Annotated in this window: 8 protein-coding genes and 2 tRNA genes; all 10 read left to right on the forward strand. The window is 47.4% G+C overall.

All coding sequences use genetic code 11. From position 1 onward, the window contains the following. The first annotated feature begins 15 nt into the window (after window positions 1-15). The 10 genes from H9L42_RS01950 to sstT all read left to right on the forward strand — a co-directional run bounded on the left by H9L42_RS01950 (window position 16) and on the right by sstT (window position 12,308). The gene (locus H9L42_RS01950; RefSeq protein ID WP_187301757.1) at window positions 16-3,552 is read left to right on the forward strand and encodes a leucine-rich repeat protein; all 3,537 of its coding nucleotides are present in this window, start codon (window positions 16-18) and stop codon (window positions 3,550-3,552) included. Window positions 3,553-3,651: 99 nt separating this feature from the next. Continuing rightward, window positions 3,652-3,739, forward strand: a tRNA-Leu gene (locus tag H9L42_RS01955). 258 nt (window positions 3,740-3,997) lie between these two features. Beyond that, the gene (locus tag H9L42_RS01960) at window positions 3,998-4,408 is read left to right on the forward strand and encodes a ribonuclease Z (RefSeq protein WP_207734891.1); all 411 of its coding nucleotides are present in this window, start codon (window positions 3,998-4,000) and stop codon (window positions 4,406-4,408) included. Then, the gene (locus H9L42_RS01965; protein ID WP_187301758.1) at window positions 4,405-5,346 is read left to right on the forward strand and encodes a DNA/RNA non-specific endonuclease; all 942 of its coding nucleotides are present in this window, start codon (window positions 4,405-4,407) and stop codon (window positions 5,344-5,346) included. The genes H9L42_RS01960 and H9L42_RS01965 overlap by 4 nt, the downstream gene beginning before the upstream one ends. Window positions 5,347-5,430: 84 nt before the next feature. Continuing rightward, window positions 5,431-5,518 (forward strand) — tRNA-Leu (locus H9L42_RS01970). A 214-nt stretch (window positions 5,519-5,732) separates the two neighbouring features. Beyond that, entirely contained in the window at window positions 5,733-6,119 is a 387-nt protein-coding gene (locus tag H9L42_RS01975; protein WP_187301759.1) for a type II toxin-antitoxin system MqsR family toxin, read from the forward strand. Window positions 6,120-6,146: 27 nt separating this feature from the next. Further along, window positions 6,147-7,157: a Panacea domain-containing protein gene (locus H9L42_RS01980; protein ID WP_187301760.1), complete on the forward strand. Its 1,011-nt coding sequence runs from the start codon at window positions 6,147-6,149 to the stop codon at window positions 7,155-7,157. Between the two features lie 511 nt (window positions 7,158-7,668). Beyond that, entirely contained in the window at window positions 7,669-8,553 is an 885-nt protein-coding gene (locus tag H9L42_RS01985; protein ID WP_187301761.1) for a PDDEXK nuclease domain-containing protein, read from the forward strand. Window positions 8,554-8,828: 275 nt separating this feature from the next. Then, window positions 8,829-10,982: a type IA DNA topoisomerase gene (locus H9L42_RS01990; RefSeq protein ID WP_187301762.1), complete on the forward strand. Its 2,154-nt coding sequence runs from the start codon at window positions 8,829-8,831 to the stop codon at window positions 10,980-10,982. 105 nt (window positions 10,983-11,087) lie between these two features. Beyond that, a complete protein-coding gene (sstT, locus tag H9L42_RS01995; protein WP_187301923.1) occupies window positions 11,088-12,308 on the forward strand; it encodes a serine/threonine transporter SstT in 1,221 nt (406 codons plus the stop codon). Window positions 12,309-12,312: the final 4 nt, after the last annotated feature.

The following is a 12,312-nucleotide window of genomic DNA, read 5'->3' on the forward strand; positions in this document are numbered from 1 at the left end:
GGAGGGGCTGAAGTTATGATGTACCGTGATTCATATCGAAAACTGAAGAAAGGGTTCGCGCTGCTGATCGCTGTGTGTATGCTGACGGTCATGATTCCGGCGGAGGCGCTGGCGGCGGGCGATGAGGATGGGGTTAAGACCAGCGGATTTGTGGGTTCTTTGACGTGGACAATTGACAATGATACGCTGACGATAAAAAAGGCGCCATCTTCAGATCCGGATAAAATGTCAGAAATGCCGAATTACAGCGAGAACGAACCTGCGCCCTGGGCGCAGGCGGACAGCTTGTTTTCAAAAGTGGTTATTGGAGAGAACATTGATACAATCGGCAATTATGCTTTCTACGGTCTGGATATTGATTCCATTGAGTTCCCGGACGTATTAGACGAAATAGGGGATCATGCCTTTATGAAATCAGGGCTTCCGGAAGTGATGCTTCCGGAGAGTGTGCGATATATCTATGACCACGCATTCGCGTATTCGGATCTTGAGAAAATTGATTTTCCGGCCTATGTGATTCGTATTTCGGACGAGGCTTTTGCAGGATGTAAGAATCTGGTTTCTGTTGAGCTTCCGGAAATAGACGAAGATATAAACGGGAGTTATCTTTTTAAGGGATGTACATCTCTGGAACGTGTTGTCTTTCCTGAATCAGATAACCGCCTTGGGGTTAATAACGGGATGTTCGAAGGCTGCATAGCGCTTACGGATGTGACGCTCCCGAAAAAATTGTCGATTGTTCGTAATGCGGCATTTAAAGATTGTACCAGCCTTCGGCAGATTGTGTTTCCGGAATCAGACGTGCGCGTCTCTTTGGGAAGGCGCGTTTTCAGCGGATGTACAAATTTGAAAAAAATTTATTTTCAAGGTTTGGCGCCAGAGATTGAGGATAATGGACAGGCGGACGAATTGAGTTTTTCCGGGTTGAAAAATGTAGCTGTCTGCTATTTTAAGGACAGCGAGGAATGGGAACGTATTTTGCAGTTTAGTGAAAGGTATGGCGGCTATGGATGCCCTGACATCACGTATCATCTGCTGGATGAAGAAGACGGTATAATAGAAGAGAAGGAAATCCCTTTGGAGCCGGGTCAGGAAACCTACATTGAAGAGCACAGGACCTTCATCAACGGGACAACGTATGATTTTCTTGTGGACGGCTGCGATGTGGGAAGCGAATTTCTGACCGATTTCGGAAGCCTGAAGCCGAATTACGAAACCTGGAAGGCGGCGCGGGGCGAGTGGTTTGACAGCCCTTACGATCAGGTGCTGGCGACTATGATTCTCAGCGAGGAATCGGTGGAAACCCAGGAAAAGGCTTTCACCGGCGATTATCTGGCCACAGAGCGGGCGATTGTCGAGGATATAACCGCTCTGATAAATCGGGAAGGTCCTGATTTCAGTGAAGCAGAAAAGGGGATCATCGAGAAGATTCTGATGGGCGAGGATCATTCGGGAGAGCCGGTTTATGAGGCGCTGGATGAGCTTTTAACCAAATGGGGAGGAAACGGCGTGCTGAAAAAGCTGTTTTTTGCTTATGACTGTTCTTCCGGGTTTTTGGGGCTTCTCGACCATATTGACGACGGAGTGGAAGTGGTTCGGGAGATGACGCAGAAGATCGCTGTCCTGCAGGCTTATGCCAACACAGATGAAAACTTCCGTCAGGTTCTGTCGGAAATGGCAGATCAGGCAGAGGCGGACGGAAATGCAGATATGGCAAAGAGCCTGAATTACTATGTTTCTTTGAAGGACGATTACGATATTGAAAAGGCAATCCAGGAGGTGAAAATCGGAGCCGGCGGAGAAGGTCTGGGCGTGATTTACGGAGAGAAGATCAAATGGAATGTGGGAAAATTCCTGTATGAGCGGATTTCACCAGAAATCGCAGGAAGCTTGGGCTCTTTCCTTGGAGGGATTGTGATCGGCTATGATCTGACGGTTGCTCTGGATAAAAAGCTTCGCAATACGGACGGAGTTTCGGACGCGTATTTGTACGCCTACGCGGCGGCGGATTTACTGAACACCATGAAGCCGGTTTTGGAAAAGAAGAAAGAAGCGTTTGTGAACACAGGAGACGCCATTGATCGGCCAACCTGGGAAAAGGCGGAGCAGTTCTGCCATTCCTTCGGAATGTACACGCGGCTGTCGCTGGAGGTCTGCCGGAAGGTGGCAGAATATTTTTCCAGCCAGATGTTCGCCGGCATCATTGACCGGGGTGGCGATACAGGCTGCGAGGCTCTTGCGGCTCAGTGGAATGTAAAACAGATCGACTGGCTGGATGTCAAGTGCCACAGCGGAGCGATTCCAATCAGCGGCGGAACGACAACCATCATCCACGGAGAGGAAATCGACAATCTGGATATCCGGGTCTGCGGAATCGACAGTGATGAAGTGCTTTTGGAAATCAAAGACGGAACGGTTCTTGCCGCGGCGGGAGTCAGAGTCGCGGCGGCGATTTCCGATAATGGGATGGTGCTGATTTCCCTTCCGGAAGGAGAAGCCTGCCGAATTGAGTTGTCTTCCGATGAAGTGCGCGAAGCTGCCTGCGCGGTCTATGCGTTTTCAAGAGCAGACCAGGAAAAACTTCAGCTGGAACGAATCGCGGGAAGCGATCAGGTTTCTTTGAGGGATGAAGAGACAGAGGTGTATCTGAACAAGGAATCCAATCTGCTTACGATTCCGGACGCCGAGGTGTTCGACGTTTCACAAAAGGATTATATTCCGGCGGAGTCTGTCCGGATTGATCCGGCTTCGATCCGCCTTCCGCAGGGAACGACGCTGCAGCTTAACGCGGAAGTCTTGCCGGAGAACGCGACCAGTAAAAGGGTTATCTGGTTTTCGGAAAATCCGCTGGCAGTGTCTGTCACAGCGGACGGCCTTGTGACAGGGAAGCAGAAAGGAACGGCTAAGATTTATTGTGTGACTCCGGAGGGAAAGGAAGAGGAAAAAACGTTCTGTTCGGTGCAGGTTTTAGAGGTAATCAAGCCGACGGAACCGGATAAAACGGTGGAGCCGGCCCCGACCATGAGACAGACGATTTCCGGGCCATCGTCCTTTAAAAAGGTGGTAAACGCGAAACGTTTTTCTCTGAAAGCGAAGGCGAAAGGCAGGCTCTCTTTCCGTTCTTCGAATCCGCGGGTCGCGTCTGTAAGCGGCAATGGAATGGTAACTGTCAGAAAAGTTGGGAAAACGACAATTACGATTACAGCGGCTGCGACGGGATCCCATCGGACCGCTTTGAAGAAGGTGGCGGTTACCGTAATCCCAGAGGGAACGAAGATAAAAAGTGCGAAGGCGCTGAAGGGGAAGAAGAAAGTCCGGCTGACCTGGAAACGGAACCGGGCGGCTACCGGTTATCAGATTCAGTATTCCCGCTACCACTCTATGAAAAAGGCAAAACAGCAGAGGATCCGGAAAAACAGGATCATAAAAAAGACGATTTCACGATTAAAGAAAGGAAAACGGTATTATGTTCGGATCCGGACTTATAAAACGGTGGGTGGAAAAAAATATTACTCCAACTGGAGCGGCAAAAAGCGCGTAAAGGTGCGGTAACAGTGCGGTAAAAAAGATGGGGAATTTGAAATTTCCTCTTGCATTGGGAGGCGTTTTTGTGTATACTAATTCTTGCGAGTCAGAAAAGACGCACTCCATGCGGATATGGCGGAACTGGCAGACGCGCACGGTTCAGGTCCGTGTGAATATTGTTTTCGTGGAGGTTCGAATCCTCTTATCCGCACCAAATAAAAAACAGCTTTTCAAGTCGGAAAGCTGTTTTTTATTTGGTGCGGATTCCTGAGGCATCAAGGGAACCAATAACTTTCAGCCATTCATAAGCCTTTTCGGTAAACATACGAATTCTTAAAAGTCAAGCGTGCCGGGGACTATCTTCGCGCCAATCCTGTCGCTGCTCAAAGAGGCATTGAACGCCGGGCGCTTTTCGGTTATAATTTTTTCTGGAAAACCGCGGGACGATTGGTTCCGGGAGAGGAGAGAGACTTTGATTTTAGTTGCCTGTGCAGATGATAATCTGGGAATGCTGTTTCATGGCAGACGGCAGTCCCGGGACCGGCGGGTGCGCGAAGCCGTTTTAGAAAGCTGTGGAAAGCGCCCGCTTTGGATGAACCGATATTCGGCAAAACAGTTCGCTGACAGGAAGGGTGATGTCCGGATCGATGAGGATTTTCTTTTTAAAGCTGGACTGGGAGACTGGTGCTTTGTAGAAATGGACAGCGCGCAGGCTGTGGAAAAGCGGATAGAAACCATTGTCCTGTACCGGTGGAATCGGGTGTATCCGGCTGATTTCTGGTTCGACATCCCCCTTGCGGAGCACGGGTGGAGCCTTATAGAAACCAGCGACTTCAAAGGCTTTTCCCATGAAAAAATAACGAAGGAGATTTATATAAAATGAAAAGACGAATGCTCAGTCTGGCCGCGGTCCTTTTGATCTGTCTGCTCAGTATTGCGGGCTGTTCTTCCGGACAGACCGGATCGGAGGCGGACGGCGCGGGAGGAAACGCCGCAGCGGAATCTTCGGCTTCCGAAAGCGCGAGGGCGGATTCTCCGGGACAGGTTCCGGCCTACTCGGGAAAGCCGTATATTGTAATCAATGACAATCAGCCGGAGTTTGAAGAAGGAGATTTTCAGAAAGAATCCTTTGAATCCTACAGCGATCTGGACAGCCTCGGCAGATGCGGCGTGGCATTTGCCAATATCGGAACGGATCGGATGCCCCATAAAGAACGGGAAAGCATCGGCATGATAAAGCCTTCGGGCTGGAAGACCCAGAGATACGAAGAGGTAGACGGAAAATATCTTTATAACCGGTGCCATCTGATCGGATATCAGCTGACAGGAGAAAATGCCAATGAATGCAATCTGATTACCGGCACCAGGGCGATGAATGTAGATGGAATGCTTCCCTTTGAGAACATGACGGCGGATTACATAAAAGAAACGGGAAACCATGTTCTTTACCGGGTGACGCCGATATTTGAGGGAGACAATCTGGTAGCCAGCGGCGTGCAGATGGAGGCGGAGTCCGTGGAAGACGGCGGCGAGGGAATCTGTTTCAATGTGTACGTTTATAACAACCAGCCGGACATTGAAATCGATTATGCCACAGGAGAAAGCCGGCGTGTGGAAGAAACTTCTGGAACAGCAGGCGGGCAGAGGACGGAAAGCGGGGAACAGGGTTCCTACGTTCTGAATACTAATACCCACAAATTCCATCGTCCGGCGTGTGGCAGCGTATCGGAGATGAAAGCCGCGAACCGGGAGGATTTTGAAGGCAGCCGGGCTGAGCTGCTGCGACAGGGGTATGAGCCGTGTCAGAACTGCAATCCGTAAATCGGGGAATTTGAAAAAATATGTGAATTAATGATTGACAAATGTGAGGCTTTCTTGTAGAATAGTACAAGTAAGCCAACATATGCGGATATGGCGGAACTGGCAGACGCGCACGGTTCAGGTCCGTGTGAATATTGTTTTCGTGGAGGTTCGAATCCTCTTATCCGCACCAAAGGATGACCTGCGAGTGATATGCTCGCAGGTTTTTGTATACAAAAAACTGCGGACTATGCCTGTGATTCTAAACCAATCGCCCTTGAATTTCGAGCGCCATCTGCGAGCTTGTAACTTCCAATGATAGGATATTGACAAAAAGCAATCAAAAAGTTATAATGATGATAGAAAAAATAAAAAAATATATCATGTGCTCTGCGGAGGATAAAGTATTGAACATAGATCAGAAAGACATAGAGCAGTACCTTTCCGAGGTGAAGAATGCTGTTGAAAAGGACAAATACAGGATTGACAGGAATGCAAAGCGACAGGATAACATCAATCTGTTTCTGGATTATGTGATTGATGAGGCAAAAGCCAAGGAAATTATATTGAGTCTTACTGCAATGGATTTTTCAGAAATCCTGCAGAATGAGCATAAGGGATTTGAACATGAACGACTGTATGTATTTGGAAAAGATGTAGTTCTTTTGGAGAGAACCGGGACAGAAGAAAAAACAGTATCTCTGTATATCAAGTTCAACAAGCTGGAAAACTGTTTTGTGATCGTAATTTCGTTCCATGAACAGAAGTGCCCGCTTACATACTATTTCAGATAATCAGGAGACAAATCGGAGGTGAGCATTATGACAGAGAAGGTAAGAAGAGACTTCTGCATAGAATGCAGGAAAGAGACCGAGTATTTTTTACAGAAGAAGGACATCGTAAAGAATATAAAGGATAAAGAGTATATTTTTGCTATCACCGTGGCTGTCTGTGCAGAGTGCGGAGAGGAAATGAGCCTTCCGGGTCTTATTGATAAGAATGTTCAGGAAATCGATGAACAGTATAGAACTGCAGAAGGGCTTGTATCGATGGATGATATCGAAAGGCTGATGAAGATTTATAAGATTGGAAAGACTCCTCTGTCCTTGGCGCTTGGATTCGGAGAGGTGACGATTCCGAGATATCTGGAAGGACAAATGCCTTCCAAAGAGTATTCGGATATTATTAAAGTAACTCTTTCATCCCCGGCGCAAATGAAGCAGAAGCTCATGGAGAACCGTGAAAAATTGACGGATGCGGCATTCAGGAAAGCTTTTGCCGCGGCAGAAAGCCTAGAGAGCCTGTTTTCCGTTTCGGATAAGATGCTCCGGGTAATAGCGTATATATTCGAAAAGTTGGAAGAGGTAACGCCGCTTATGCTGCAGAAGCTTCTGTATTTCATCCAGGGCGTTTATTCCGCGTTGTATAAAAGGCCGATCTTTGCAGAGGATTGCAGGGCGTGGGTTCATGGTCCGGTTTATCCGGAGGTGTATGAGCTGTTCCGGGATTTCAAATATAATCCGATCGATGACGCACGCTTCGCGCTTCTGGAAGGAACGGTGGATGCCCTGACGGATGATGAGAAGAGGGTGATTGGTCTTGTTGTGAATACGTTCGGAATGTATGGAGGGAAGGTATTGGAGAGGATCACGCACAATGAGGCTCCTTGGATAGAAGCGAGAAAAGGATATGGCGACAGCATTCCTTCCAGTGAGCTTCTGCCGAAAGAGAGGATCATGAAGTATTATATCCTGATTAACCAGAAATACGGCATAGATACGGAGGACGGATTACGGGCATATATCCATGACATGCTTGGTAAGGCGTCATAATCCATAACAGCTGAATCTGGATTAGAGAGTCAGTTCATAAGGCTCAGAAGAGTTCATTCTTCTGGGTCTTATTTTTTTAGCGCCTAAAGGCATGAATAAACCACCAGTTCAACTGGTGGTGACAGACTGTAGAATTGAAGCCTGTGGACTATGCCTGTAGTTCTAAACCAATCGTCTTTGAATTTCGAGTGCCATTTGTGCGCTTGTAACGGCGATCATTGTTTTTACGTCTGCTGTCTGATATAATTGTCCTAACGTTTATAACTCAAAAAAATTTGGTCTGCTTAAGGATTGTGAGGCTTTGAACGCGGTATCGAAGATGCCGATGAGTTCGTGTCTGACGATACTGATAGAAGGAAATAGTGCTTAGGGACATATTTCGCGGCAAAGAAAAATAGAAAGTCAGGTACCACTGATGAAGATTTTTGATAATATCAAGGAAACTGTTAATGAGATATTCAAGATACCTGCTCCGGATACCCGGGTAAAAGTGATTTAAGGAGGACTAGGTATGACAAAAAAAGAAATGACTCCTATTGATCACAGTTTTTTGGAAAGTGTTGCCAAGGTGCTCACGCAAGCGCGAGAAAACGCTAAAACCGCTGTCAACCTTTCCATGGTCTACGCTTACTTTGAAATTGGCCGGATGATCGTGGAGGAAGAACAGCACGGTGCAAACCGTGCTGCATATGGAACGCAGCTTTTAAAAGAACTCTCATTATACTTGACACAGCAGTTTGGAAAAGGCTATTCTGCAGAGAACCTGAAACTTATGCGTCGTTTTTATATGGTGTATTCTCAGGATCAAATTGGGGAAACAGTGTTTACCCAATTTGAAGATCTCCCTGTCGTCAGTACTGGCCGTAAATTTTGCCTAAGTTGGTCACATTATTTGAAACTTATGCGTATTGCCAATATAGAGGAACGACATTTTTATGAAATCGAGGCGGTTAAGAATGATTGGAGCCTGAGTGAGCTGAAACGACAGTACAACAGTTCTCTTTATGAGCGATTGGCACTCAGTACAGATAAAGAGAAGGTTTATCGACTTTCGGAAGAGGGGCAGACGGTAAAGACACCAAGTGATTATAATCGTTTGCTACGCTGTTTTGTCCTCTTCGACCTGAAGATTGGAGAACTCAAGCATCAGGATATTGGTCAAATGCAGATGTACGTACACTACTACGACCGCAAGGTCAAACTGCCGGATGAAAATCCGACCATCGGTATCGTCCTTTGTAAAGATAAAAATAACGCGATCGTAGAAATGACACTGCCGGAGGATAACGCGCAGATTTTTGCCAGCAAATATGAGACTGTTTTACCGAGCAAAGAATCTCTGCAAAAGCTGCTTCAAGAACAGATGTTGGACGTAAGCGGAGATGAGAACGAGTGAGGTGCAGTCGTATATCGCGTTGTAGACAGCTATAAGAAGCTCTTGGAAAAAGTCATGAAATAAGAGCTGCCTTCTTTACGATGGCCTAAGAAAGATCTGCCAAGAGGGACGAATCCCAATTGGCAGGTCTTTTGCTATTGTTATGAGCCGGCAGAGGGAGCGGGATATAGGCGTTTTATGGATAAGCCCGCCGCCAAGCGAAATCCTGCTCGACTTTCCTGCCCCGGACATGTTAAAATAGAAGAAAACTTAAAGGGGAAAGAGCGGATGAAATTTTGAAGAGACTGATTCTGGCAGAAAAGCCGTCCGTAGCGAGAAACATCGCGGACGCGCTTGACATTAAAGGCAGAAGGGACGGCTACATGGAAGGGGAAGACTATGTCATCACATGGGTGTTTGGACATCTTTTGCAGCTGTGTGACGTAAAGGACTACGATCCGGAGCGCAAAGGCTGGAGAATGGAGAACTTTCCTTTTATCCCGGAGACCTTTCAGTATAAAATAAAATCAGCGGACAGGAAACGGGCGACAGAGGATGAGGGCGCGAAAAAGCAGCTGCGTATTATCGGAGAACTGCTGCGACGGGAAGATATCGGGTCTGTAATTTCCGCGACGGACTATGACCGGGAAGGTCAGATCATTGCGGATGAAATTTTTTTGTATCTTAAGACGGATAAACCGATCGATCGGCTTCTTCTGAATGAATGGACCAGAGATGAGGTTCTGGCCGGCCTGGAAAACTTAAAACCCAATACTCAGCTTCAGCCTATGCAGGACGCGGGATTCGGAAGACAGATCGCCGACTGGCTCATCGGGATCAATCTGACCTCTGTGGCGACTGTAAAATATCAGAACGCCAATCATAATAAGGTTCTGAATATCGGAAGGGTTCTTCTTCCGACACTGAAAATCCTTTATGACCGGGACAGAGAAATTGAAACTTTCCGGAAATCCAAATATTACAAGCTGAACGCTCTGTTTCTGACGGAACAGGGAGAGCCGATTGAGGCGGTTTACTGCGAAAAGGATAGCGAAAAATTTGAGGACAGAGATGAGCTTGAGAAAAAGCGGCAGATACTGCAGGGAAAGCAGGCGAAAATCAAAAAAAAGGAAGTGGAGAGAAAAAAGGAATACGCTCCCTATCTTTTCAATTTATCCAATCTGCAGGGGTATATTACCAGCAAGCAAAAAGGGTGGACTTCGGAGAAGGTGCTTAAGGTTGCTCAGGATCTTTACGAAAAGAAACTGATTACGTATCCGAGGACCTCCAGCAGCGTTCTGGACGAGAGCCTGAAAGAAAAGGCGGCGAGAGTTCTGGACACAATCAAGCAGGGGCTTCCCTATGAAGAGGAACTTGTATTTACTGATTCCAAGCGAATTTTTGACAGCAAAAAGGTAGAAAGTCACTCGGCCATCATACCGACTTATGTAGCGCCCAAAAATCTGAGTCCGGATGAAAAGATTGTCTACGAAGCGGTGCGCAACCGGTTTGCCGCCCAGTTCCTTCCGGTTTCGGAAAGTGAAGAGACAAAGCTTATAATTGAGCCGGAAGAGGCAGGCTGCGGAGGCGTTTTTCACGCCAGGGGAAAAGTCCAGCTGGTGGCAGGCTGGAAAAAGGCGGAGGAGGTCGGCGCGAAAGAAGTGTTGATGCCGCAGGTAAAGGAAGGCGAACTGCTTCGGATGAAGACGCTTTCGGTAAAAGAAGTGGTAAAAAAGCCTCCCAAGCATCATACGGAAAAAACGCTGCTGCGAGTTATGGAAACCTGCGGGAAACGCTATGAGGAAGAAGATTCGGAAGAAATGATGATGGCGATCCTCAGCGGGTTCAGCATCGGAACTCCGGCGACCAGGGCTGAAACGATCCGCAGGCTGAAAGAGATCGGTTATGTTGCGGCAAAGGGAAAATCTCTGATCTGTACCGAGCTGGGACGCATGATGGTCGAGACCTTTCCGGTAAAGGAACTGTTTGATCTGGAATATACCGGAAAGTTGGAAAAGACTCTCGCGGATATTGAGAAAGCCAAATTCCAGAAAGAGGATTTTCTCAAAATGATAAAAGAGTTTACCGCGCAGTCGGTGAAAACAATCAAAGAGGATAAAATATTCGCCTCAAAAGTCGCGGTTCCGGACTCGGTTAAGGTAATCGGCCTTTGCCCGGAATGCGGAAACCCGGTTATTGAGTCGGAAAAAGCCTACGGATGCAGCAACTGGAAAAACGGATGCCGTTTTACCGTCTGGAAACAGGATCGATTTATCGAATCTATGGGAAAACATGTTTCCGAAGAAATGGTGCGGCTGCTCCTGCAGAACGGGAAGGTCGGATTTCGCGGACTGATCAGTAAAAAGGGAAATAAATTCAGCGCTTATCTGCGATATGTGAAAGATCCGGAAGGAGACAGATATAGGTGGAAGTTAGAATTTATAGAATAATCGAACAAATTTGCGTTTGCTGATTTTATTTGACTTTTATGATATTTCCGATTAACGTATATAGTAGGAGTTTAAAAAAGAGAAGGGAACGAATAAAGGAAGAAGATCATGAACATTATCAAGAAATGGAACAACATCAGCCTGGTAAAACGGATTATCGCGGGTCTCGCGGCAGGCATTATTTTGGGACTTGCCGTTCCTCAGGCGGAAATGATTGGGATTTTGGGAGATCTGTTCGTAGGCGCGCTGAAAGCTCTGGCGCCGCTTCTTGTTTTTTTTCTGGTCATGCATTCACTCTGCAGACATCAGAAGGGAAACAGCAGCAATATGAAACAGATTATCATTTTGTATTTTGCAGGCATGCTGCTGGCTGCCTTTACGGCGGTTGTCGCGAGCTTTCTGTTTCCGTCAGAGTTGGCGCTGGCGGAAAGCGCGGAAGCTTCCGCGCCGGGAGGAATTGTTGAAATTCTGGAGAACCTTCTGTTGAGCGCGGTCAGCAATCCCATCGGAGCGATTGTAGACGCCAACTATGTAGGTGTTCTGGTATGGGCGGTGATATTCGGACTTGCCCTGCGCGGCGCCGGAGAGGTGACCAAAGATGTACTGGGAAATATTACGGACGGACTTTCGGTCGCGATCCGCTGGGTGATCAACTGCGCGCCCTTTGGAATTCTCGGTCTGGTATTTACTACACTGTCTACAACAGGTATTAAAGCATTTGCTTCTTATGGCAAAATCATCCTGGTGTTGGTAGGATGTATGCTATTTGTAGCCTTTGTTGTGAATCCGATCCTGGTATTTCTGAATATCCGTCAGAATCCATATCCGCTGGTGCTTACCTGCATTAAGGACAGCGGTATCATGGCGTTTTTTACAAGAAGTTCGGCGGCCAATATTCCGGTAAATATGGCGCTTTGCAAAAAATTGGGACTGGACGAGGAAAAATATTCGGTTTCCATCCCGCTCGGATCGACCATTAACATGGCAGGCGCGGCAATTACGATTACAACGCTTACCATGGCGGCGACAAATACAATGGGCATTACGGTTACATTCCCTATGGCTCTGCTGCTCAGCGTGGTGGCGACGATTTCCGCCTGCGGGACTTCAGGTGTCGCGGGGGGATCGCTTCTCCTGATTCCTTTGGCGTGCAGCCTGTTTGGAATTTCAAACGATATCGCCATGCAGGTAGTCGGTGTCGGATTTATAATCGGCGTCATACAGGATTCCTGCGAAACCGCGCTGAACTCTTCCTCAGACGCGCTGTTTACCGCTGCCGCGGAATTCCGTAACTGGAGAAAGCAGGGAAAGAAAATCCAATGGTAGGAAG

Origin of the sequence: Zhenpiania hominis (assembly GCF_014333425.1) — a bacterium.
Taxonomy (GTDB): domain Bacteria; phylum Bacillota; class Clostridia; order Peptostreptococcales; family Anaerovoracaceae; genus Hominibacterium; species Hominibacterium hominis.

Bases quoted from the DNA above. Each gene is read 5' to 3' on its own strand.
- H9L42_RS01950 (WP_187301757.1), top strand. From the start codon at position 16: ATGATGTACCGTGATTCATATCGAAAACTGAAGAAAGGGTTCGCGCTG.
- H9L42_RS01965 (WP_187301758.1), top strand. From the start codon at position 4,405: ATGAAAAGACGAATGCTCAGTCTGGCCGCGGTCCTTTTGATCTGTCTG.
- H9L42_RS01980 (WP_187301760.1), top strand. From the start codon at position 6,147: ATGACAGAGAAGGTAAGAAGAGACTTCTGCATAGAATGCAGGAAAGAG.
- H9L42_RS01985 (WP_187301761.1), top strand. From the start codon at position 7,669: ATGACAAAAAAAGAAATGACTCCTATTGATCACAGTTTTTTGGAAAGT.